Source organism: Candidatus Nitrohelix vancouverensis (assembly GCA_015698305.1).
Taxonomy (GTDB): Bacteria; Nitrospinota; Nitrospinia; order Nitrospinales; family VA-1; genus Nitrohelix; species Nitrohelix vancouverensis.
Window position 1 is genome coordinate 2,749,688 of sequence record CP048620.1, and the last position, 22,429, is coordinate 2,772,116.

Here is a 22,429-nt window from a genome sequence, read left to right on the forward strand (position 1 = left end):
CAACACCATGAATTCAGGTAAAAAAGAAATACCCGTCACCCTGCTCACAGGTTTTCTCGGCGCGGGAAAAACCACGCTCCTCAATCGCATCCTCAAAGAGAATCACGGCAAACGCATCGCGGTTATCGAAAACGAATTCGGCGACGTGAACATCGACCGCAATCTAGTCATCGGCGAAGAAGAGGATATTTTTGAAATGAGCAACGGTTGCATCTGTTGCTCGGTCAAGGGAGATTTCCTGAAGACTCTGAACAATCTCATCGGCTCGGGCAAGAGCTTCGATCATATTATTATCGAAAGCTCCGGGCTGGCCTCCGCCGGGCCTATCGTACAGGCCTTCCTGATCGAGGACGAACTGGACCATGCCTTGCAACTGGACGGCATCGTCGCCATGATCGATTCTCCAAACATCGCCCATCAGCTGGAAGAGTTCGAAGTTGCCGGGGAACAGGTCGCCTTCGCTCATCGCATTCTGTTGAACAAGATTGACCTGACCGATGCAGAGACCATTCAGAGCGCTCGAAAACTGTTGCAGGAGATCAACCCCGACGCCGTTTATCATGAAACCCGGGACGCCGTCGCAGACATCGACTTCATTCTGAATATCGGCGGATTCCGTCTCAAATCAGACGACCGCTGGAACGAGTCATCGAGCATTCCCCATCAGCACGGCGAGGAAGCGCATTCGCACAGTCACGACGCAGACATCAATTCAGTATCCCTTCAGCTAACCGGTTTCCTCAAACCCTCAAAACTCAATGAATGGCTCCAACTGGCCTTGATCAATGATGGATTGCAAATCATTCGCGCCAAGGGAATTCTCAACGTCGAGGGTCAGGACAAGCGGGTCATTTTCCAAAGTGTCTACATGGCCTTTGATGAACTGGAGGGAAGGCCCTGGGAAGACGAGGAACGGCTCAACCACATGGTTTTTATCGGTAAGAATCTCGACAAGCAAATCATCGAAGCGGGCGTTCGTGGCTGTATTGAGTGAGGCCTCAACGTTTCAAAATACTTTGCGAAAAATAACTCTCTGGGATTTCGATATCAAACTCTACTTCGTCAAAAACATAAGTGGTTTCGGTATTTTCCTTGAGAAGGTCTTTAAAAATCATCTTGCGTGGGAACTGCCGCGTCCCCGTTAAAAAATAATCTTTAAATTCCACCTGCTTCAACAGCTTGCCGCTTTTGGCGTACAGGTATTGCAAAATGACGATGCCTTTGCCCGGATCCACCCACAGTCTGCGGGTGTGGTAAGTGGTTCCTTCTTCTCTTGAGGTCAGCAATAAAACCGCGCAGTCGACACCGTCCCGTACTTCCATCTTCTCCAGCACGGCGTCGTAGGAATGGCTGAGCTTTTTATCCTCCATCATATCTTCATAGGAGAGATCGCTCCCCATCATGGACTGTCGTAGCATATGCCCCGCGATGAGAATTTTTCGATCCGCGCGCGGCGTGTACATCCACAACTTGTCGCCGACCTTCAACATTTTTGTGCCCTTCTCGCGCGCGGGCGCCGTGTAATTGCTGTAGGAACGCTCCACCCCCTCCATCCAGTTGTCCACCTCCAGCGTGCGAACCTTGCGACCGTTATCCACGATCAGGCGACCATGAATGAATTTTGTGGTCGCCCATATATTATCGTCCACCCGTTGCAAGAGACGGTTGGCGTCGATATCCGCGGGAAAACCCCAGGCCAAAGAATGCGGCAGTCCCGGCGCCAGAAAAAATATCCACAACACTAATGAGAAACCAAATTTCATTTTCATCCAAACTCCAGTTCGCGAAACAGGTTCGCTTCGGAACGTTTATAAATGACAAGAGACGCGATCCACGCTCCCGCAACGCCCGCCAGAACTCCCGGTATCATCCCGAAGATCACGCCTTCCGAACTCAAGCGGGCGCGCACCACGTCGCTGATCATCAAACCGGTTTGCGCCATATTGTCGCCCATATCGATGCCGACCTCTTGCATATAATAGGTGAATCCCGCTCCGATGACCCCTCCAGCGGCAGCGCCCAGAACGCCAATCACCAATGCTTCTGCAAGGAGCGTAGCGATCAAACCGGCGTGAGACTCGCCGAGCGCCAGACGCAGTCCCATCTCTCCGTAACGATGGATAATATTGATGATGCCCGCGTTCCACAACACCAATACCATGAGAAAAACAAACACGCCGATAATCACCCCGCGAACGACCTTGAACTTATTGTAAATCTCGCCCAGACCGCGTTGGTCCAGTGCGGAAAGAAACAGGGGGGAATCGCCGGAAGCCCAGGATTCGGGCTTTGCCCAGTCGACCGCCTGCTCCGCAAGAACGCGCTTCAATTCACTCAACTCACCCAAGCTGTTTTGTTTGGGAACAAAACCAAGCCAGTCGGTCGCCATCCCGTCCATATCAAAAGTCAATTGAGCATCCCTCAGATCAATGAGAGCCATTTTTCTGTCGAGCGCTGAAATCCCAAATTTAACGAAGCCGACAATTTTAAAATTCTCAGCCGCCATTCCGCCGTCGAAGGTTTGCCCGATCAAAGTCGCCTTGTCGCCAATTTTAACGGACAAGGAACGCGCCAACTGATAACCCAACAACATCTCCATCGGTTGAGAGGGCAATCGCCCTGCGGTGAGGGAATCTGTCAGGCCAAGGCGTTGCGCCTCCAGAGATTCCGGGTTGAGCAACTCCAGCGCCATTCCCGTGATCGGCGTCTGACTTTTTGTTTCGCCCTTCGCATTCGGGATGTCCAGCAAGGCGCCCCAGCGAATACGCGGACTCCATTCAATTTCTTTGGGACTGCGCTCTTTCAACCAGCGTCGCGTATCCTCCTCGCCCGCCAAGGCGAGATCGATCGGGTGAAGATGCTCTTCGTCGTAATAGGCCTGATTGACCAGACGCAGATGTCCGGTATCTAGGTAGGCCGTCGAATGCACCATCCCTCCCATGATGCCGTCCATGAATCCGATCATGAAAACCGTCAAAGACACGCCAACGGTGACGATGAGAAATGGAAACAGCGAGCGGGTTTTATCGCGCAAAATTCCAAGCGCAATCCAGCGAAACATTAAACCCCCTTCCCGCGCAGAGCTTGCGTTGGACTCATCGATGCGATCCGCTGAACGGGTTTCCAGGCGGCGAACACGATCACCAAGAGTAAAATGAAACCCGTCAACACCGTTTCGTCAAAATGAATGTCCAGATAAACGCGCTCCTGCACCGGCATGGTGGACGCGCTCAAATGCGACACATCCAGCCCCACGCTCTGAAACCAGGCGAAAAAAGGAACGCCAATGCACAAGGCGAAAACAAAGGCGCCCAGCCCAGAAAACACGCCCTCCATCGTGAACAAAGCGACAATGATTGGAGCCTCCATTCCAAAGGCCATCATCGTTCCGATTTCAACCTGCCGCTTGAACACGTTCAGGATTTGTGAATTGAACACGCTGACGCCGACCAGAAATAACAGGATCAGCCATAGCACCCGCGAATTCCTTCTGTCCTGCTGGATGAGATTGATCAAATCCGACATCAGACCTTCAGGGGACACAAAGTCCACCCCCTCAACATCGCCAACGCTGTCAGCGACGGCGACCCAACTGACTTCATCCCTTCGCTGTGTCATAGAACGCAAGTGGTCCAGGCGCAACCAGACAACGCCTTCGTCGACGCGCGGATTCAACAAATCCACAACCTCCAGGATCACCGCGTCGCGGGCGTCCACCGTTCCAAAGCGGTCGCGCCAACGCAAGACGGCGGAATCGCCTTTAGCCAATTTAGTTTTATCGGACATGCGCGCGCCAATGATTACAGGAACAACATCTTCGATCTGCGGTTTGGCGTATTTCAAGGCGTCCAACGGAAGGTCCAGCAGAGTCTGCTCCATGGCGATGCCGCGCAACTGCACCGGGTACAAGCGCCGGTTCGGAAACAATTGTCCCTGCAATACGAGAACTTCGGCCTTGTCTGCCAGGCCTTCCAGTTTTGAAGGAACCTTGAACGTTCGATCCTCCCAGTCCGTCGGCGATAGAATATCAAACGAAGCCTGACGATAATGACCGCCGCCCACATCGGTGATCGTCAGATTCTTCGTCGCCTGTTTCTGAAACCCATTGAGCAGGGATGTCAGAAAGATCAAGGCAATGAGCGTCAGTCCCGTCACGCAGACGCTGAGCCAGGCGCGAACGCCCTGGCGGCAGAATTGCATCCACGCCAACTTGAAAATCATGTCCCGCTCCGCAGGATTTTTTTATCCTCCACGACCGAGCCATCCTCCAGCCTCACTTCGCGACGAACGTATTCCGCCACTTTCGGATCGTGAGTGGAAAACACAAAGGCCGTGTCCAGATTCTGATTCAAAGATTCCATCAACTCAAGAATTTGGCGCGAGTTCTCCGCATCCAGATTGGCGGTGGGTTCATCCGCCAACGCCAGACTCGGGCGTTTGACCAAAGCTCTGGCAATGGCGACGCGCTGGCATTGCCCCCCGGACAACTGGCCGGGACGTTTCTGAGCCATCGCTTCAAGGCCGACCCGTTGCACCATGTCCATGACCTGGTCGCGCACCTCGTTTTCTTTTTTGCCCATGACAAGAAAAGGGAATAGCACGTTTTCGTAAACGGAATAGACCGGTAGCAGATTGTAGGATTGAAAAATAAATCCGACATGATCGCGCCGGTACATCGCCATCTCCTTGCGCGACATGGATTCCAGGTTCTTGCCACGAAAAATAATATTCCCGCTGGAGGGAACATCCAAGCCGCCTATCAAATTCAACAAGGTGGTTTTGCCCGAACCGGAAGGCCCAACGACAGACATGAACGCCCCCGTTTCGATGGCTAGAGAGACGCCGTGCAGAGCGGTGAATTCCTGCTCGCCGATATGGTAGGTCTTGACGGCGTTTTCAATTTGGATCAATGGTTCATTCATATTTATTCATCTCAGAAATACCCCACCAGAGCCAGTCCTATTAATGATTCCGTTCCATTGAAGAGACCGGTCTTACGAAACAGCCGACCCTTCTTGGGACCCGCCTCCGCTTTACCACCCCAGCGCCCATGCAGGTACAGATAGAGGTCTTCCACGAGTGAAATCTCCAACTGAGGAACCGCCTGAAACGTAGCGTCTGTCATATCGTAAATAAAAAATATCTGCCAGGTCTTGTCGATGCCAATCGGTTGATCCAGCGAAACGCCAATCTGCTGAACCGTTCGATCCGTCCGCTCATCCGGGAAGCCCTTCTCTTCAGCGCTGAGAAAATATTCGGCTAGCACATGCAAGCCCTCGCCCACATTGAAAGTGTAATCCACTCCCGCCACGCCGTCGAAACGCGCAGGTTGGCCCGGTTGGGTTTGCTCAATATCAACACGCCCTTCAGACCAGTAGCCAATCTCATACTCGCCTTTGAAGTGATAACCCAGTTGAACCATCTCAGTCGCAAACTGCGGCAAGCCGGTCAAATCGGTTTCAGGATGATACTGCGCCACCGCCCCCAACTCCAGGCCTTGCCACAAACCCTCCCAGCGCAAACCGGCGATCACGCGGTCATTGATTTTTCCGGGAACCAGCCAGCCCTGCGCGAAGGAATCGTTTTCAAAAAAATAAGTGGAACGCAAGCCGTCCACGCCGCGCGTTTCTGGGACCACCCCGGTCACGTCGCGCGTGTCAAAAAAACCGAGCGGGCGAAAGATCCGTCCCGGTCCGAAAAGAATTTTCTGTCGGCCTCCGCGAATCTTGTAGCGCCCGCCATCCCATCGCAACCAGGCGCGAAAGAAATCGATATCCGTTTCCTTGCGAATATTCGACTGAACCGCGGGGCCGTCCGCCTGCGTCGCATCTGCCGACAAGACATAATCGACACGGCCGGATTCGCCGCTCCAGGCCTTGCCAATGATTCCCAGACGCAACTGCGCCTCGTAATCAAAATCTTTATGATATGCGGGGGAAGAGAAAAACGCCTGGGTTCCCAACTTGAAGCGGCCTTCCAGAGAAGCATCCAGAGCCAAAGAGAGGGAGGGAAAGAATGATAAAAAAATCAGGCAAAACGAGGGATAGACGAAGCGTGAACGCCTGAAGTGTGACAGCAAAAATAAAATAGAATGAAAAAGCGACGCTGGCAGTTCGATTCGGTCAAGAAAGTGGCGTCCACAATTCTCCAATGATTTTCCAGGCATCATCTTCCCTAACCCATTCCAGAGTCTTCTTTCCTTTATCCGCAAAAGCATTGGAACGATAATTTTGTATGAAGGTCATTTGAATACGATTTCCAATTGCCTCGAGATGAACATCGCTGACTTCGATGACAATATTCTTGCCTTTTGAGAGAGCCTTTTTTCTTTCCTTCATCCATCGCGCCCTGCTCCCTTCATCCCCCTGATACGACTTGGAATAAAATGACAAATAAGATGCCGCATCATTTGACTGCCAGGCCTTCACCCAAAACAGGAACTGCGAAAATACGTTTTCAAGTCCGTCGCCTTCAACAATCGCAGATTCTTCATCAGCAAGCGTTTCGCCTACAACTTCCTCAACACTCGGTTCAGGTTCAGCGGGCGGGGCTGGAGAAACTTTTTCCACCCTTAGCGTTTCTTCCTTGGCGCGGAATACCATTGGAGACACGCCAAATTGGAGCTTGAGTTCCTTCGAAATACGCACCGCTTCCTCGCGTGTAGGGTAAGGCCCCAAACGCACCCGGAACCAGGGCTTGTTCACTCCGGTCACGACCAGAGAAGGAGTGTAACCTTTATTCTTGATGGTGGTGATGAACTTTTCGGCGTTCTTCCGGTTGCGGTACGAATTCAGTTGCACCATATAAGGGACTTCCGTTCTCCCGGAGGACGAGGACATGGTTTTGGGATTCTTGACCATGACCTCAACAGACTGAGCGCCGGAAAATTCAACAGCGAAAACAAGGTACAGCGCGGGGACAAGGAGAATGAGACTGTAACCAAACCTGTTCATTGTTCTCCATGGATAGGTTGATCGCGAAGCGCAGGTCGCGAACAAGCCAGAAGGACGACGCGCTTCGCGAGTAGTGAGGGATACCGCTTAAAAACCTACATATTCTTTTTCAGGTAGGCTATCAGTTGATCGGCTCCTACCCACGAGCTTCTCGCCTGAAGCTTACCATCCCGCCCAATGATCAATACCGTCGGCATGTCGACCTGAATATATGCATGATGCACCGACTGTTCAGGATCGAGCAGATAAGGGAATTTTGGCGTTTCCGGAAAACCTTTCAGATAATCCAACACAGCGGGTTTCGAATCTCCGCTTGTATTGATCCCCAGAATGACAAGCTCATCGCCCGGCAATGCGGAGCGGACCTTATTGAATTCCATCGCCTGTTTCAGACAGGGCACGCAAATATGAAACATGCCCACTAAAACAACCTTCCCCTGAAACTGAGACAATGAAACCGCCTTCCCATCAACAGAGGTCAGAGAAAAATTGGGCGCTGAATCCCCCGGAACGGGAGACTTTGCCAACGCCAAACCAGAGCCTGAAAAGGCAAAGAGACAGCCAAGAACTGCGATTGCAAAAATACGACTGATTTTTGATTTCATGGAATAAAACCTTATAAAATAGGTCATATGACAAGAGTATCATAAATTCCAAGCTACTTTTTTATTTTTTTTTGAGAAAAAAACAAGTCCACTTCTAAAATATTTTCAGGCCTTTTTAATTAATTTCAAGTATGCTATTTTGAGTTTAAACATGACGACAAACCTGTGAAAATGGTTTAATTTTTTTCATTTAGGGAAGCCTTTGAACATGCGCCAATTTCTGACAATCGGACTCACTCTTCTCTGTTTTCCAGTTTCTACGCTGGCCGGTAGCCTGCAAGGCACGGCGATTTACTCAGGAAAGCTACAGACTCCAAAACCTTTTTCGACCGGAAAATATAAGAAAGCCTGCGGAGAACATGTCCCGAACGACAGCCTGATTTTGGATGGCAAAGGTCTCAAAAATGTCGTTGTCACGATTGAAGGCGACAAGCTGAAGGGCAAAAGCGCCCCCGTCACCATCAATCAAAAAGACTGCCGCTATGAACCGCATGTAGTTGTTATCAACAAAGATTCAGAATTGAAAATCACTTCCGAAGACCCCATCAATCACAACATCCACACTTATTCTTTCGACAACGATCCGATCAATATCATGCTCACCCCGCAACAGAATGAATACATTCATGAGCTTGAAGAACCCGAGATCATTAAGGTAGAATGCGATTTACATGCTTGGATGTCGGCCTGGGTCGTTGTGGCTCCTAATGGGTTTCACGCAGTAACGGAAGATAAGGGCGCTTATAAAATTCCCAACCTCCCGTCGGGAAAGTATACAATTACAGCCTGGCATGAGACTCTTGGAAATATATCCAAAAAAATTACGGTTTCAGATGCATCTCAAACGATTGATTTCGATTTTTCTCATTTAACGCCTCAAGAATCAGAGCACGATTGAGAGGCTAGTTTCAACCTTGTGTAGAACTTCTGGATGGAGCTTAAAGTAATGATCCAAGTAAAATTCAAATGTTTATTCATCGCTACCCTTATCGCTCTGCTGACGCCTGCAATGGCGGGAGCTTATCAGGAAATAGAGGTCTCCAATGGCGGGACCATTGAAGGAAAAGTCGAACTTATCGGTTCTATTCCCGGCCCGCGCGTTTATCATCTGGTTCTGTTTCCCAACATCGATATGTGCGCGGAAGTCGATACCGACCAGGAAATGAACCGGGTGTTGTATGATTTCATCCGGGACTCCAACGGCGGCCTCAAAGACGTGGTCGTGGCATTGGAAAAGGTCGACGCAGGCAAACCATTCAATAAAGAGCCCATTTCCATTCTCTCAGAAAATTGTAAATTCACGCCCGACGTGAACGCCGTCCGTCAGAACGAAGTCTTCAAGGTAGATAATCAGGACGCCGTGATGCACAACAGTCAGGTGTATCAAAAGGAGCGCGGCAAAATCATTCAAAACCTGCCGATTCCTCCAGAGGAAATTTCAGACGGCAAAGTAACCTTCCAGAAAGATTACAAGATATTTCAAATGATCTGCGGCATGCATGAATTCATGCAAACATGGGGATACAGAGTACAAAACCCCTACTACAAAATCACCGGAACGGATGGAACCTTCAAGATCAGCGACATCCCACCGGGCGAATACAGCGTGGTGGCCTGGCATTATCTGATGAAGAAACGCTATCAGACAATCAAAGTTACGGAAAATTCAGTGCAGAATATCAACTTTGAATTTGACGGCAACGAAGTCATTCGCCCGCATTATGAAACGATCATTTCCGGAAGAATCAAGAAAGACGCAATCCTGCCAGGCACCGCTAAAGCCATGGAAGCGGATAAACATCTAACAGGAAAATGATTGATCGGTCTTATGATACAGCGCATTGCTAGTATTTTTTTATTCTCGGTTACGGCATGTTTGCTTGCGCAGAGCGTTGTATGCGCAAGCGAACTCCCTTCCTCCAAGGACATGCCGGAATCGATCCAGTTCAATGGAAAAACCATCCCACTGAACAAAACTGTCAACCCTCTGCCTGCAGACCCTGAAAACCTGGAAAAAGGGGCGACCGTTTATTTCCAGCATTGCCTGTTATGCCACGGCGATTTACTCGATGGGCAGGGGGTTTTTGCCGACCGTTTTTTTCCGCCTCCGGTGAGTTTCATCCATGAAAACTCCCCCATAACACAGCCAGATTCCTATTTGTTCTGGAGGATCGCAAAAGGCGGGATGGGTCTCCCTGAAAAATTCAAGCCCTGGTCTTCCGTCATGCCCGCCTGGGAGAACCAGCTGTCTGAAGAAGAAATATGGAACGTCATTCATTTCATTCGCAACAGGGTGATGGATCGACTCGATACACCGTCCGCCCCTCAAGAAGTTTCCCTTGAACAAGGCAAGGCGCTTTACGCCAAACACTGCGTTTTCTGTCATGGCTCTGAAGGCGACGGCGATGGCATTTCTGCCGACGTATCCAGCCCCAAGCCTCAAAAACTCACCAAAGGCCATATCAAGCTGAGGAGCACCGCTTTTGGCAAAATCCCCACGGATGAAGATTTGTTCGATGCCATCACTCGAGGCATGAACCACACCACCATGCCGCCATGGTCGCACCTGTCCGTGAATGATCGAAAAAGTCTGGTTCTCTTTGTAAAGACTCTGAGCTCCAAATTTGAAAAGTTCGTTAAAAAGAACAAGACGCATGAAATTATAGACATCCCCCAACCCGCCCCGTTCACACTCGCAAGCGTCGAGCGAGGCAAGGATTTGTTCATCAAAAACTGTTCCGCCTGTCACGGAATCAAAGGTCGAGGCGACGGCGCCTCCACCTATAAAATCGTCGATCTTGAGACCAACGCATTATGGCCAAGAAATTTGAGCCAGTCCTGGACCTTTCGCCGCGGATCATCGCGCACGGATATTTTTAAAACCATCCGCACCGGACTGTCGGGAACCGCCATGCCGCGATTCTCAGATCGCATTTTCAATGACGAACAAATCTGGGATATTGTCAATTACGTCGAGACCCTGTCCCCCGCCATTCGACCTGAAACCAATCTCACGCTCAAAGTCCAACGCATCAAAGGGAGCGTCCCTCTTGATCCTGAAGACGAACTCTGGAAGAAAACGGAATCCTATTTTTTCCCGGTGGGAGGTCAGATCATGGTTTCTGAAAAAGCCTATTACCCATTCACTGAATCCGTTTCAGTGAAAGCCCTGCACAATGGAGAGGATATCGCATTCTATCTGCAATGGGACGACCCGCACCACGACCCCATCCTCGCCAGCTATGGAAGCGTTCAGGAATCTCCACCGCCTCCCCTGCCGCCGGAACTGCAAGTCAACGAACCGGTACAACAGAAAAAAGAATTCATGGCTCAGGAATTTCCCGATGCGATTGCGATCCAGTTTCCCTCCCGGTTGCCTGAAAAGGGACCCTGGCCTTATTTTCTCAACGGCGATGCAGAGCGATCTGTCAATCTGTGGAAATGGACAAGCCATCCTTTAAAAGCGACCGAATTTAACGCGAAAGGATTGTCGCAATGGAGCCAGCAGGCAGAATCCAGTCAGGCGCTCGAGTCAAAAGCTAGGTTCGCGTACGGTCGATACCACCTCGTCGTCAAACGAAAAATGATGACTGGAGATCTAGATACCGATATTCAATTCTTAACGGGGAAAACCATTCCCATCGCGTTCAACGTTTGGAATGGATCGGCGGGAGAAACGGGAAGCCGCAAGGCGGTATCTTCCTGGGGAACGATGTTGCTCAAATAATTTCAAGTAAAGCTAGCGAGTGAAAGTAACGTTTTTTGCTGTGAGGGTTTTGAGGAAAGCCAGGCAATCGGCAATTTCCTGAGGCGATAAAATATCTTTAAAATTCCCCGGCATCATTGATATTTTCTGTTTCTTGAATTTTTTAATCTGATCGCGGCTTATGTAGACCAAGTTTCCATCTTTATCTACCAGTTCAATTCCCGAAGCATCCTCATTTTTTCGAATACCGGTGATGAACTTCCGGTCCTTGGTCAGCACCATCAGGGAATAATAGCCTGCCGTGATGACTGCCTTGGGATCGAGAATCGATTCCAGCAGGAACAGCGGAGTTCGACTGGACCCGGTATAGCTCAAATCCGGTCCCACACTCCCACCGACTCCCTTCACCGCATGGCATTTCGAGCAATTGGCCTTGCCTTCCGCGTCAAAAAACAGTTTTTTGCCTCGTTCCGCATCCCCTTCCAGGCTCAGAAAAGAACTCCATTCATCGGAAATCCCTTCAACCTCAATATCCAGATTGCTGAGATAACTCACAATAGCCCAAGCCTGCTTGTCATCCAGTCCCACATTTGGCATCTTGGTGTGCGGCTGGAACTTTTGTGGATTCTTAATCCAGGCATACATCCATTCAGGCCGGTAATTCAATGACGCTCGAGAAAGGTCCGGTCCCACCTGCCCCCCCTCTTCGCCAATCTTGTGACAAGCGAGGCAACTTTTTTTACTCCAGAAAAGTTTCTCTCCCAATTGACGCCATTCCATCTTTTTACCCTGAGCCTCAAACCAGCGTAGGAAAAATTCGATATCCGCAGGTTCGACTGCAATTCCGACCGGACGTTTAGAATCTGCATGGGCAGGAGCCTCCACCGGGTGCGAATCGTCCGCCGCATTGTGGCGAATCCAAATGACCAGCGACCAGATTTCCTCATCGGACAGGGTTTTGCCAAAAGACGGCATGAGGAAAGATTTTTTAACATCCAGACCGCCATGCTTGATAGCTCGATAAAGCCGATCGTTACTTCGCTTTGCAAGGAATACGGTATCGGATAACTCTGCGGGGTCTTTATCCAGAAACTCGGAATTATAGCCATCGCCGGCGCCAGAGACGCCATGACAATGAGAACAATACGCTTTATAAACTGTCTTTCCCTGCGCCAACCATTCATCCTGGGATTTTGCCCAAATGCTTTGAGGAGCAAAAAGAAACGCCACGATCAGAATGCGCGCAAAAGTCTTTAGCGACATGGTTTATTCAGAATACAATGTGGGAAAAATATTAACTCTAAGGAAACATAACAATATTATAGCAAGCAGAGAACGCCTTCAATGAATTTTGCGGGGGCGTCTTTGACGGGCGTCAAAGAATACCTGAAAAGACTTTCCAAGGGGGGAATGAAGCGCTGAAATCGGAAATAGAAACCAGGGATCGTCTAAAGACCGAATTTTAATAGAAAACCGGGTCGGTCAATCCTTTTTCTTTAACCCCACATGTTGGTTGATTTCCTTGTCAATCTGATCGCTGTTTTGAGCGTTATAGCGCAACAATTGCTGTAAATGCTCATAGCTTTCCAAACCCATCTCAAAAAACTCTATCGCCATGCCCGAATCAAGAATTCGCTCTACCCTTCCTCGAAACTTCACATAAATAGGTTCAGCCCCGTGCAAAACCAAAGAAACATCGCACTCCTGATGCAAGGGCCATTGCTGATCGCTTTCAACCAGAACGCCTTTCATACTCAAGTCTTTAGTCTGCGTCGACTTGATCGATCCGGCCTCGCATTCGAGTTGAACTTCAACATGGATCGGAACGCGGGTGAACTCTCGACCTTCCATTTGTTACCCCTCAATTTAAGTACAAAGAATCCATCAAAAACGGAACAATTTCATACCGTAATCTACTATTAAAAATACCCCCTTCACAGGACAAAGGAAAGGGAAAAATAAATTATCGACAGCTTGACAGCCCCGAGTCTGAATCTTATTTAAGGAAATGATTAAAGAGGATTCATTCCAATAATTTACCGGATAATTATAAATTGACGCAAAGAAAGGAAACAACTCATGGGTAAAATAGTAGGCATTGACTTGGGTACAACCAATTCGGTTGTCGCCGTGATGGAGGGTAATGAACCCAAAGTCATCCTGAACGAGGAAGGTAGCCGCACCACCCCTTCCGTGGTTGCATTCACCAAGGATGGCGAAATTCTGGTCGGGCAAGTTGCAAAACGCCAGGCGATCGCCAATCCTGAAAACACCATTTTTTCCGTAAAACGATTCATGGGTCGCTCGCTTTCCGAAGTGTCTGAAGAACAGAAAATGGTTCCCTACAAAGTGGTTCAGGGCGGTAAAGGTGAGGTGAAAATCGATGTTGGCGGAAAACAGTATTCGCCGCCGGAGATTTCCGCAATGATTCTGCAAAAGCTGAAAAAATCCGCCGAAGCCTATTTGGGCGAATCTGTCACCGAAGCGGTTATCACCGTTCCGGCTTATTTCAACGACGCGCAACGTCAGGCGACCAAAGATGCAGGCAAAATTGCCGGTCTGGAAGTCAAACGAATCATCAACGAGCCGACCGCATCGGCTTTGGCTTACGGTCTCGATAAAAAGAAAGACCACACCATCGCGGTTTACGATTTCGGCGGCGGAACCTTCGATATCTCCATTCTCGAAGTCGGCGACAATGTCGTTGAAGTTAAAGCCACCAACGGCGACACGCATCTGGGCGGCGACAATCTCGACCAGAAAGTCATCGCATGGCTGACCGACGAATTCAAAAAAGACCAGGGCATCGACCTGTCGAAAGACAACATGGCTCTGCAACGTTTGAAAGAAGCGGCGGAAAAAGCAAAAATCGAGTTGTCCACCACGAATGAAACGGATATCAACCTGCCCTTCATCACGGCGGACGCCAGCGGCCCGAAACATCTCAACGTGAAACTCAGCCGCGCCAAATTCGAATCAATGATTTCCGATTTGATCGAAAAATCCATCACGCCCTGTAAACAGGCGATGAAAGACGCTGGCCTGACCGCTGAAAAAATCGACGAAGCTGTTCTGGTCGGCGGTTCCACTCGCGTTCCTCTGGCTCAGGAAACTGTTAAGAAATTATTCGGCAAAGAACCGCATCGCGGCGTGAACCCGGACGAAGTCGTTGCTCTCGGCGCGGCCGTTCAAGCGGGCGTTCTGTCTGGCGACGTGAAAGACATCCTGCTTCTGGACGTCACTCCCTTGTCTCTGGGCATCGAAACCCTGGGCGGCATCACCACCAAGTTGATTGAGCGCAACACCACCATCCCGACTCGAAAGAGCGAAACCTTTTCGACGGCGGCGGACAATCAACCCAGCGTGGACATCAACGTCCTTCAAGGCGAACGAGAAATGGCGAAAGACAACCGCTCGCTTGGTAAATTCCTTTTAGACGGAATTCCACCGGCGCCGCGCGGCATGCCGCAGATCGAAGTGACCTTTGACATCGACGCAAACGGCATCATCAACGTTTCCGCGAAAGACAAGGGAACCAACAAAGAGCAGAAAATCACCATCACCGATTCCACCGGACTCTCCGATGCGGATATCGAAAATATGGTGAAAGACGCAGAAGTGAACGCCGAAGCGGATAAATTACGTCGCGAAAAAATTGACCTTAAAAACCAACTGGACTCCACCATCTACAGCACGGAGAAAACCATTCGGGACAATAAGGACAAACTGCCTGAAGACGACGTGAAAGAAGCGGAAGCCGCTATCGAAGAAGCTAGAAAGCACCTCGAAGGCGAAGCGGACGTTCTCAAGGAGCAAAGCGAGAAACTGAACGAAGTCGCTCACAAACTCGCCCAAGCCATCTACGCCCAGGCGCAACCGGGCGGAGACCAGGGCGACGCGGAAGGCGGCTCCTCCGAAGGTTCCGAGCAAGCTAAAACGGACGACGATGTTGTCGACGCCGAGTTTGAAGACGTAAGCAAAGAAAAGTAATGACCGTTTGATACCCACGCCGCCCTACCGAGTTTTCTCGGTAGGGCGGCGTATTACTTAACGCGGTTCACTCTCCATTTGGAAATTGACTGACCTCATGAAAAAAAAAGAAACATCAGAAGAACAAAATCAGGAAAAACCCAAAATCACGATCATTGATCGACGCAGCGCTCTGCTCGAAGACGACGCAGATGGAGAAGCGGCGACTCAGGCTTCCGATCTCGACGAGCGTTTTCCTTCATTTGTCGAAAAGCTGAAACACGACGCCGAAGAAAAAGATAAAAAACTCAAAGAATACATCGCCGCCTATAAAGAAAAAAATCTGGAGAACGACGAATTCAGAAGTCGTCTTCAGAAAGATAACGAATCCCGACTTGACCAGTTCAAAGCCAACCTGTTTTCACGGCTCGTCCCCATTCTCGATAATCTTAAACGCGCCAACGGAGCCGCCACGGACAAGGAAAATTTTGACGCCTTGAAAAGCGGAATCGATATGGTAGTCCGTCAGTTCACGCGAGAGTTGGAAGACAATCAGGTGACCGTCATTTCCACACAGGGACGAAAATTCAATCCCAAAACAGACGAAGCCTTCCTGACCGAGCCCACGGAGGAAGCGGACAAGCATAACGACATTCTTGAAGAACTCGAGTCCGGGTACATGTTCAAGGACAAATTGATAAAAGCCGCGCGAGTAAAAATCGCCGTTGCAAAAGACTAACGAACGACGCAGGGAAACACCCGCTAGCGATCTAAATCAATCATAAGGAGCCGGGATGGCGAAACGAGATTATTATCAAGTGCTCGGAGTATCACGCAACGCGAGTGAATCAGAGTTAAAAAAAGCCTATCGAAAACTGGCCCTGCAATTTCACCCGGACAAAAACCCCGGCGATCACGAGGCGGAAGATAAGTTCAAGGAAGCCTCGGAAGCCTACGATGTCCTGAAAGACCCCAAGAAAAAACAGATTTACGATCAATACGGCCATGAAGGATTGAAGGGCCAAGGCTTCAGCGGCTTTCAGGGATTCGACGATATTTTCTCAGCCTTTGGCGACGTGTTCGGAGATTTTTTCGGCGGCGGAAGACAACAGACCGGCAACGATCTTCGCCTCGACCTCACCGTAACCTTTCTGGAAGCGGCCTTCGGTTGTCAAAAAGACGTCGACATCAACAAACACGCCGAATGCAAACCTTGTAACGGAAGCGGCGCCAAACCCGGCACCTCTCCGAAAGTCTGCCACACCTGTCGCGGCACCGGTCAGGTGGTGCGCACCCAGGGATTTTTTCAAATGGCATCGCCCTGCCCGCATTGTCACGGACACGGTCAGACCATTTCCGATCCCTGCAAATCATGCCGAGGCGAAGGTCGCGTCATGGTCTCCAAAAAAGTTTCCGTCAATATTCCGGCTGGCGTCGACGAGGGGTCGCGCCTGCGTTTGCGCGGCGAGGGCGAACAAGGGCCGCAGGGTCTGCCGCCGGGAGACCTCTACGTCTTCATTCACGCCAAACCGCATGAATTTTTCCATCGCGATGGACAGGACATCTACAGCCGCCTCAACATCACTTTTTCCCAGGCCGCGCTTGGCGCCGAAATAGAAGTCCCCACGCTCGACGACAAAACCAAAGTCATCTCCATCCCAGCGGGAACCCAGTCGGGAGAAACTCATAGAATCGAAGGCGCGGGAATTCCCAATGTACGCGGCTACGGACGCGGCAATCAGATCATCCAGTTGGTCGTGGAGACTCCCAAAAAACTCAACAAGCGGCAAAAAGAGTTATTGCACGAACTGGCCGAACTCGACGGCAGTCCCGTCAAGGAAACGCTCAAGGGATTCTTTCAACGTCTCATGCAATGAGTCGTCGCTGAATCAGCGACGACTCAAACTCAGAGTCAGACTGGCGAAGAATAACAAACCCAGCACGCATACGATGGACCCGCCCGCGGGCAGGTCCATCGCATAAGACATCGCCAGTCCAAACAGGCAAGCGCCCGCCCCCAGCAAAGCTCCTAACATATATTGCCGCCCGCTCGTCAGCAAAGTCGCGCACACCGCCGGAATGATGAGCAAAGCGAAAACCAGAAACACGCCCGCAACAGGCGTCGCAAGGACCACCATGATTCCCAGGCTGGAAAAAAAGAAAACATCCCACCACGAAAATGCCAACGGCGCTTCCAAAGAGGTCTGCCCTTTTTGCGTTTGACTCATGATCCTGTCTCTGAATTTCCAATGCAGAGACAAAACCAACCCGGCGACAACGGCAATCTGTCCCGCCACAGCCCAGGATATCCAGAGCACCGAACCGTTCAGCAGACTGTGCAAATGTTCGGCTCCATGCGGCAGGCCATCAGCAAGCAATACGCTCAACGACGCCGCCACGACATAGATCACGCCGATCACAGCCTCTTGAGACACCTGGCGAGAGTGCATGCGAAGCCAGGCGAACAAAAAACTTCCGAACACGACCAGAGCCAGAGAGATTAAGGTGGAGCCAAGCGAATCGTGTTCCGCACCCAGCGCCAGCGCCAGGGTCGCCCCCAGCGCCGCCAACTGAGCCAGTGAAAGATCTACAAACAAAATCTCTCGCTTGAGGACATGCAGTCCGAACCAGGCGAAGGTCGTCGATAGAGCGATGCAGGCCAGCGCCGGAGCCGCTAAAAAAGACATCGCTGTCTGTAACGATTCCACCGACTAATCCTCCTCAAAGGCATGAACCAGCTTATTCACCAACGCATCGAACAAGTCCATATATTCCTCTATACCCTCTTCACCGCCAACGTCCACCGGCAAAGGCAAAACTCGAGCGCTTGTCAGAGACGCCACTTTCTCAGCGAACCGCGTTTCATAATAATTGGACTGTATGATGATATTCGTCTGAGTCCGTTTCATGCTGTCCGCCAGACTCGCAAGGTGTTTTGCCGAAGGCGGCACGCCGGGCTTTCGCTCAATCGACCCGACCACCTCCAGCCCGAAACGGTTCAAAAAATAAGTGAAGGTTTTGTGATAGGTCGCAACGCGACGATTCCGATACGGTTCCATCAGTAGATTCCAGCCTTCGATCTTTTGTTTCAAGCGACTTTGAAAATTTTTCAGATTGCTTTCAAAATCTTCCGCATGTTCCGGGGCCAGTTCCGCAAGTTTACTCTTAATACTCTCTGCAACCTGGAGACCGTTCACCGGATCAAGCAAGTAATGCGGGTTGCCCTGTGGATGCACATCTCCCATCGAACGATCCACCTCGCCAAGCGGAGTTTCCAAAGGTCGAATATTCAGGGACGCATTCAATATACCGGAAGCGCCGGGCAACACCCGAGGGTTACGCGCGCCCTGAATCAATAACGGCAACCAGGAAGCCTCCAGTTCAAATCCCTGATAGATCAAAAGATTGGATCGATTCACCAGAAGCATATAACTGGGCTTCGCCTTCAAGAAATGCGCGTCCTGATAGCCTTTAAGAATACTCTGCACCTCCACCCGATCGCCGCCAATAGAGCGAGCGATAGACGCCAGACCTGGCGTCGTGGTCGTTACCTCTAATGTTTTTGCGCTGACAGCCGGAATTTCTCCGGCGCCCGCCGCTCCCATGAGGAGCATGAATAGAAACGCAAGTTGTTTCATGATCGAGTCTCCTCATTCTTAATAGTTGTGAGCCGGGTGCGAGCCGAAGGTGTAGTTCAATTGGAGAAAAACCTGATGCTCATCCTCGGTCGCCTGGTTCAAAAGGTTGTACTGCAAACGCAAAGCGGAAAATTCGCTCGGAGCAAAGGCGAGTAAGGCGCTCCAGCGATCCTTATTCTCCGCCAGGTCTTCCTTGACTTCATAATGATCGTAGCGTCCCTGAATCCACCACTGCTTGGCGAATTGATATTGAGCCAGCGTGTACACGCCCGTTTTCACCTGCTCTCGCGTCGATGTGATCAACTCAGTCTGCCAGACCAGACTTCGGTAAGTTTCACGCCCTGCGGGAGACCACTTCAGGGTCAGGTCGCCTCCGGCAAGATAGGTCTCGTCATAATCTATCGAGTTGAAGCTGTTTTTGCCATAGGCATAAGAAGCTCCCAGTTCCATCGTGGTTTCATCGTTCAACTCCCACAGATTCTTGCTATGCCCGAGGTAGGCAAAGTCGTCATTAAATTTTGCTGCAAACTGAGCGTTGTCGCCTTCAAGAAACTGAAAGGTCAATTCCGAAAAAAATGAAGTCGGCAGAAGATAATTCACGCCCAGACCGATTTCATTCAATCCCTCCTCGCCAAATATTTCTTCGTTGGCCAGTGGCGCGTCGATGAATGGAAAGGCGTGCGTGTGAAGCAGGTTATGTTTTCCAAACGCGGTGAAAAACTTCCCCGCTGTTAACGAAAGGTTATTGTCCAGCAGTAACTCCGCTTTGGTTTCTTCTATCTCAATGCTCTCGGTTCCCTCAATGGCCAGAGTCATATCCGCTTTCAGGTAAGTGTCGACCCAGGATGAAAAGCGAAGTTCCATTTCCTCCACCTTCATTCCCGTCTTCACTTCCTTCGAAGAATCCGCATTGCCCTCGCTGTTATAGGTTCCGCGTAGCAACACATTGGCGCTGATCGCCGGGTTGAAGGAACGAGAAATCCCCGTGACCGTCGTCCCTCCAGATGCCGATTTTACTTTCTTCTCTTGCCTCTCCAAACGATCGATGCGTTCTTCAAGTTGGCGGATGATATCGTTTCCATTATTTTCAGCAAGCGCAACGTTTCCATTCATAACCAATCCCAAACAACAAACAGCCAAAAGATACTGTTTCATGGCGCAGTTCTCCCATTAAACTAAAAAGTTAATAAATTTTTCGCGCCGCAAGCGCGAGTCTATGACTTTTGTGAGTTACAGGAAAAACGGAGGGGCGCGACTGCTGATGAAAAAGCGTTGGATTAAATCGGCTGGGCGGAAGACAGCGTTGAGCGCGTAGAAGGTCATGAAACCCGGACCCAACTCCGCCTTGCTCTCGTTGTCCGCGTGGAACGTATGCGACCACATGCAGGCGACGCAGTCCGGGTCGTCGGTCGCTTCGACATGGTTGTGCCAGATCGCCTCGCCCGCAAGCAGTACAAGGAGAGCGACCAAGGCAAGCCAGACACGCCAGGGCGAACGCTGTGAAATGTTGGAACCATTTGCAACCATTGCAGGCGCAGACATGGAATCACCAATGAGTAGGAAGTATTAAAACCATGCGCAGGCAGACGCCACACAGGCGCGCGCGCAAATCGATACAAAAGCGCAATTCATACGCGCTTCAATCTGATCAGAAAATTTTAAAACTATGGAGGAAAAAAACTAGAGGAGTGGCGGCGAGCGACCCTGAGCTGACGCGGGTTTTGCCGATATCGAACGGTGAGATGTAAAGGAAATTTTGGAAACTACGACTTCAATTTTACGAAGGCTCAGGGATTCGGCATCCATGCTCTGAAACGAATGGTTCCACAAACAGGAATAACAATCCGAATGATGTTCGCCGTCGTCGTGGCTGTGCATGTCCGGCGCGAGACTGGAGTAACCCAGGAGCCAGGCAAGCAAAAACAGAGAGGCGAATTTTGAAAGTCGTTTCATAAATCAGGAATATGTTTCCAGGTAGATCGATAGCGCCTGACAACAGGCGCTGGAAACTCTAAGATTGCGACGGACTTCAAAAGGATTTATTTTTTTTAACGCGAGGTCAGGTCAAAAACTCGCTGTGCGGCAAATCCGTCTTGCCCATCAGGAACAAATCCACTCCCCGCGCCGCCTCACGGCCTTCTGCAATCGCCCACACCACCAAGGATTGTCCGCGCGACATGTCGCCCGCAACAAAGACTCCATTGACGCTGGTCATCTTATTCGTATCCGCCTCAACGTTGCCGCGTCCGTCGAGTTTGACATCCAGTTCCTGAATCATGCCTTCATGGACAGGATGCACAAAGCCCATTGCCAGAAGAACCAGTTCCACATCCATCTCAAATTCAGAGCCGGGAACTTCTTCCATGACCGGGCGACCCGTCTTCGGATCGGGAGCGCCAAACTGAATGCGCACCGCCTGTATTTTTTTTAATTTGCCGTTTTCGCCAATGAACTTTTTCGTCGACACGCAAAAATCCGTAATATTGTCCTGCGCTTCTTCATGCGAAGAGGTGACCCTGAAAATACGCGGCCATTGCGGCCATGGGTTATTTTCAGCGCGTTCCTCTGGCGGTTGTGGGAGCAGTTCAAATTGATGCACAGATTTTGCGCCCTGCCGCAAGGAGGTTCCCAAACAGTCCGAACCGGTGTCGCCGCCGCCGATAATCAATACATTCTTGCCCTTCGCTGTGATCGCGATGTCTTCAGGAATCGTGTCGCCTTCGTTTCTTTTATTCTGTTGCGGTAAAAATTCCATCGCGAAGTGAACGCCGTCCAGATCGCGTCCTTCCACCGGCAAGTCGCGCGGCTTTTGCGCGCCGCCGCACAGTACCACTGCATCGTAGTCCTTACGCAGTTCGCTCATCTTCACATCGACGCCGACATGCACGCCGGTTTTGAAGACAACGCCTTCTTCTTCCATCAGTCGGATGCGACGTTTTACAATTTCTTTTTCCAGTTTGAAATGGGGAATGCCATACATCAACAAACCGCCCACCCGGTCGTCCTTTTCCAATACGGTGACCGTGTGGCCCACGCTGTTCAGTTGAGCCGCGCAAGCCAGACCCGCCGGACCGGAGCCGACCACAGCCACTTTCTTGCCCGTTCGTTTTTCAGGAGGACGCGCCTGGATGTATCCATCCTCGAAACCTTTGTCGGAAATTTTCTGCTCAATTTTGCAAATGGTGACCGGCGGCTCGGTGATGCCCAATACGCAAGCGCCTTCGCAGGGAGCCGGACAAATACGGCCCGTGAACTCAGGAAAATTATTCGTCTTGAGAAGCAGGTTAACAGCTTCCTCCCACTGCCCGCGATACACCATGTCATTCCAGTCAGGAATCATATTACCCAGCGGACAGCCGCTGTCGCTCTGGCAAAAGGGAACGCCGCAATCCATGCAACGCGCTCCCTGCTGGCGAAACTTGTCCTCAGGAAATGGCTCGTACACTTCCAGATGATCGACCAGGCGCTCCGCAACATCACGATGCGGAGGCGTTTCTCTGGGAAATTCCAAAAATCCTTTTATCGCGCCCATGTGTCACCCCTTTCAAAAATAATACG

General features: G+C 50.6%; 22 protein-coding genes. 7 read left to right on the forward strand and 15 right to left on the reverse strand.

All coding sequences use genetic code 11. The annotated features are described in order from the left end of the window. The first annotated feature begins 7 nt into the window (after window positions 1–7). A complete protein-coding gene (locus tag G3M78_12695) occupies window positions 8–994 on the forward strand; it encodes a GTP-binding protein (GenBank protein ID QPJ66205.1) in 987 nt (328 codons plus the stop codon). Window positions 995–998: 4 nt separating this feature from the next. Here G3M78_12695 and G3M78_12700 read toward each other — a convergent pair whose 3' ends face one another. The 7 genes from G3M78_12700 to G3M78_12730 all read right to left on the reverse strand — a co-directional run bounded on the left by G3M78_12700 (window position 999) and on the right by G3M78_12730 (window position 7,558). Then, window positions 999–1,763 carry an outer membrane lipoprotein-sorting protein gene (locus G3M78_12700; GenBank protein ID QPJ66856.1) on the reverse strand — a complete coding sequence of 255 codons (765 nt, stop codon included), beginning with the start codon at window positions 1,761–1,763 and terminating at the stop codon, window positions 999–1,001. Between the two features lie 2 nt (window positions 1,764–1,765). After that, complete coding sequence (locus tag G3M78_12705) at window positions 1,766–3,061, reverse strand: hypothetical protein (protein QPJ66206.1); 1,296 nt, start codon at window positions 3,059–3,061, stop codon at window positions 1,766–1,768. Next, complete coding sequence (locus G3M78_12710) at window positions 3,061–4,221, reverse strand: FtsX-like permease family protein (protein ID QPJ66207.1); 1,161 nt, start codon at window positions 4,219–4,221, stop codon at window positions 3,061–3,063. Before G3M78_12710 ends, G3M78_12705 begins: the two co-directional genes overlap by 1 nt. Then, entirely contained in the window at window positions 4,218–4,922 is a 705-nt protein-coding gene (locus G3M78_12715; GenBank protein QPJ66208.1) for an ABC transporter ATP-binding protein, read from the reverse strand. The genes G3M78_12710 and G3M78_12715 overlap by 4 nt, the downstream gene beginning before the upstream one ends. An 11-nt stretch (window positions 4,923–4,933) precedes the next feature. Further along, complete coding sequence (locus tag G3M78_12720) at window positions 4,934–5,998, reverse strand: hypothetical protein (GenBank protein ID QPJ66209.1); 1,065 nt, start codon at window positions 5,996–5,998, stop codon at window positions 4,934–4,936. Window positions 5,999–6,122: 124 nt separating this feature from the next. Continuing rightward, window positions 6,123–6,953, reverse strand: coding sequence for a hypothetical protein (locus G3M78_12725; protein QPJ66210.1), 831 nt, complete (start codon window positions 6,951–6,953; stop codon window positions 6,123–6,125). Between the two features lie 95 nt (window positions 6,954–7,048). Next, a complete protein-coding gene (locus tag G3M78_12730) occupies window positions 7,049–7,558 on the reverse strand; it encodes a redoxin family protein (protein QPJ66211.1) in 510 nt (169 codons plus the stop codon). Window positions 7,559–7,766: 208 nt separating this feature from the next. On the opposite strand from G3M78_12730, the gene G3M78_12735 reads away from it, so the two are divergent. The 3 genes from G3M78_12735 to G3M78_12745 are packed head-to-tail and all read left to right on the forward strand — an operon-like array spanning window position 7,767 to window position 11,285. After that, on the forward strand, window positions 7,767–8,456 hold the full coding sequence (locus G3M78_12735; GenBank protein QPJ66212.1) for a hypothetical protein: 690 nt from the start codon (window positions 7,767–7,769) through the stop codon (window positions 8,454–8,456). Window positions 8,457–8,504: 48 nt separating this feature from the next. Next, the gene (locus G3M78_12740) at window positions 8,505–9,374 is read left to right on the forward strand and encodes a hypothetical protein (GenBank protein QPJ66213.1); all 870 of its coding nucleotides are present in this window, start codon (window positions 8,505–8,507) and stop codon (window positions 9,372–9,374) included. Window positions 9,375–9,386: 12 nt separating this feature from the next. Next, the gene (locus G3M78_12745; GenBank protein QPJ66857.1) at window positions 9,387–11,285 is read left to right on the forward strand and encodes a c-type cytochrome; all 1,899 of its coding nucleotides are present in this window, start codon (window positions 9,387–9,389) and stop codon (window positions 11,283–11,285) included. 12 nt (window positions 11,286–11,297) lie between these two features. Here the strand turns inward: G3M78_12745 and G3M78_12750 are convergent, their stop codons facing one another. Next, window positions 11,298–12,527, reverse strand: coding sequence for a c-type cytochrome (locus G3M78_12750; GenBank protein QPJ66214.1), 1,230 nt, complete (start codon window positions 12,525–12,527; stop codon window positions 11,298–11,300). Window positions 12,528–12,746: 219 nt separating this feature from the next. After that, a complete protein-coding gene (locus G3M78_12755; protein QPJ66215.1) occupies window positions 12,747–13,115 on the reverse strand; it encodes a PilZ domain-containing protein in 369 nt (122 codons plus the stop codon). 228 nt (window positions 13,116–13,343) lie between these two features. Between G3M78_12755 and dnaK the strand changes: the two genes are divergently transcribed. From dnaK to dnaJ, 3 genes are all read left to right on the forward strand, one after another. Then, window positions 13,344–15,254 (forward strand): molecular chaperone DnaK, encoded by a 1,911-nt coding sequence (dnaK, locus tag G3M78_12760; GenBank protein ID QPJ66216.1) that lies wholly within the window; start codon window positions 13,344–13,346, stop codon window positions 15,252–15,254. 97 nt (window positions 15,255–15,351) lie between these two features. Next, window positions 15,352–15,972 carry a nucleotide exchange factor GrpE gene (locus G3M78_12765; GenBank protein QPJ66217.1) on the forward strand — a complete coding sequence of 207 codons (621 nt, stop codon included), beginning with the start codon at window positions 15,352–15,354 and terminating at the stop codon, window positions 15,970–15,972. A 55-nt stretch (window positions 15,973–16,027) separates the two neighbouring features. Next, the gene (gene dnaJ, locus G3M78_12770) at window positions 16,028–17,110 is read left to right on the forward strand and encodes a molecular chaperone DnaJ (GenBank protein ID QPJ66218.1); all 1,083 of its coding nucleotides are present in this window, start codon (window positions 16,028–16,030) and stop codon (window positions 17,108–17,110) included. 12 nt (window positions 17,111–17,122) lie between these two features. On the opposite strand, the gene G3M78_12775 is transcribed toward dnaJ, so the two are convergent. The 6 genes from G3M78_12775 to G3M78_12800 all read right to left on the reverse strand — a co-directional run bounded on the left by G3M78_12775 (window position 17,123) and on the right by G3M78_12800 (window position 22,403). Beyond that, a complete protein-coding gene (locus tag G3M78_12775; GenBank protein ID QPJ66219.1) occupies window positions 17,123–17,941 on the reverse strand; it encodes a metal ABC transporter permease in 819 nt (272 codons plus the stop codon). A gap of 3 nt (window positions 17,942–17,944) precedes the next feature. Continuing rightward, window positions 17,945–18,871, reverse strand: coding sequence for a zinc ABC transporter substrate-binding protein (locus G3M78_12780; protein QPJ66220.1), 927 nt, complete (start codon window positions 18,869–18,871; stop codon window positions 17,945–17,947). An 18-nt stretch (window positions 18,872–18,889) separates the two neighbouring features. Continuing rightward, window positions 18,890–19,984 (reverse strand): hypothetical protein, encoded by a 1,095-nt coding sequence (locus G3M78_12785; GenBank protein ID QPJ66221.1) that lies wholly within the window; start codon window positions 19,982–19,984, stop codon window positions 18,890–18,892. A gap of 117 nt (window positions 19,985–20,101) precedes the next feature. Then, the gene (locus G3M78_12790) at window positions 20,102–20,413 is read right to left on the reverse strand and encodes a hypothetical protein (protein QPJ66222.1); all 312 of its coding nucleotides are present in this window, start codon (window positions 20,411–20,413) and stop codon (window positions 20,102–20,104) included. A 138-nt stretch (window positions 20,414–20,551) separates the two neighbouring features. After that, a complete protein-coding gene (locus G3M78_12795; protein QPJ66223.1) occupies window positions 20,552–20,824 on the reverse strand; it encodes a hypothetical protein in 273 nt (90 codons plus the stop codon). A 106-nt stretch (window positions 20,825–20,930) separates the two neighbouring features. Then, complete coding sequence (locus G3M78_12800; protein ID QPJ66224.1) at window positions 20,931–22,403, reverse strand: glutamate synthase subunit beta; 1,473 nt, start codon at window positions 22,401–22,403, stop codon at window positions 20,931–20,933. Between the last annotated feature and the right edge of the window lie 26 nt (window positions 22,404–22,429).

What these genes read in the sequence shown, in the direction of transcription:
- dnaK (QPJ66216.1), top strand. Translation starts at nt 13,344, where the DNA reads ATGGGTAAAATAGTAGGCATTGACTTGGGTACAACCAATTCGGTTGTC.
- G3M78_12745 (QPJ66857.1), top strand. Translation starts at nt 9,387, where the DNA reads ATGATACAGCGCATTGCTAGTATTTTTTTATTCTCGGTTACGGCATGT.
- G3M78_12740 (QPJ66213.1), top strand. Translation starts at nt 8,505, where the DNA reads ATGATCCAAGTAAAATTCAAATGTTTATTCATCGCTACCCTTATCGCT.
- G3M78_12710 (QPJ66207.1), bottom strand. Translation starts at nt 4,221, where the DNA reads ATGATTTTCAAGTTGGCGTGGATGCAATTCTGCCGCCAGGGCGTTCGC.
- G3M78_12780 (QPJ66220.1), bottom strand. Translation starts at nt 18,871, where the DNA reads ATGAAACAACTTGCGTTTCTATTCATGCTCCTCATGGGAGCGGCGGGC.
- G3M78_12795 (QPJ66223.1), bottom strand. Translation starts at nt 20,824, where the DNA reads ATGAAACGACTTTCAAAATTCGCCTCTCTGTTTTTGCTTGCCTGGCTC.
- G3M78_12700 (QPJ66856.1), bottom strand. Translation starts at nt 1,763, where the DNA reads ATGAAATTTGGTTTCTCATTAGTGTTGTGGATATTTTTTCTGGCGCCG.
- G3M78_12765 (QPJ66217.1), top strand. Translation starts at nt 15,352, where the DNA reads ATGAAAAAAAAAGAAACATCAGAAGAACAAAATCAGGAAAAACCCAAA.
- G3M78_12730 (QPJ66211.1), bottom strand. Translation starts at nt 7,558, where the DNA reads ATGAAATCAAAAATCAGTCGTATTTTTGCAATCGCAGTTCTTGGCTGT.
- G3M78_12755 (QPJ66215.1), bottom strand. Translation starts at nt 13,115, where the DNA reads ATGGAAGGTCGAGAGTTCACCCGCGTTCCGATCCATGTTGAAGTTCAA.
- G3M78_12715 (QPJ66208.1), bottom strand. Translation starts at nt 4,922, where the DNA reads ATGAATGAACCATTGATCCAAATTGAAAACGCCGTCAAGACCTACCAT.
- G3M78_12705 (QPJ66206.1), bottom strand. Translation starts at nt 3,061, where the DNA reads ATGTTTCGCTGGATTGCGCTTGGAATTTTGCGCGATAAAACCCGCTCG.
- dnaJ (QPJ66218.1), top strand. Translation starts at nt 16,028, where the DNA reads ATGGCGAAACGAGATTATTATCAAGTGCTCGGAGTATCACGCAACGCG.
- G3M78_12785 (QPJ66221.1), bottom strand. Translation starts at nt 19,984, where the DNA reads ATGAATGGAAACGTTGCGCTTGCTGAAAATAATGGAAACGATATCATC.
- G3M78_12725 (QPJ66210.1), bottom strand. Translation starts at nt 6,953, where the DNA reads ATGAACAGGTTTGGTTACAGTCTCATTCTCCTTGTCCCCGCGCTGTAC.
- G3M78_12800 (QPJ66224.1), bottom strand. Translation starts at nt 22,403, where the DNA reads ATGGGCGCGATAAAAGGATTTTTGGAATTTCCCAGAGAAACGCCTCCG.
- G3M78_12750 (QPJ66214.1), bottom strand. Translation starts at nt 12,527, where the DNA reads ATGTCGCTAAAGACTTTTGCGCGCATTCTGATCGTGGCGTTTCTTTTT.
- G3M78_12790 (QPJ66222.1), bottom strand. Translation starts at nt 20,413, where the DNA reads ATGTCTGCGCCTGCAATGGTTGCAAATGGTTCCAACATTTCACAGCGT.
- G3M78_12695 (QPJ66205.1), top strand. Translation starts at nt 8, where the DNA reads ATGAATTCAGGTAAAAAAGAAATACCCGTCACCCTGCTCACAGGTTTT.
- G3M78_12735 (QPJ66212.1), top strand. Translation starts at nt 7,767, where the DNA reads ATGCGCCAATTTCTGACAATCGGACTCACTCTTCTCTGTTTTCCAGTT.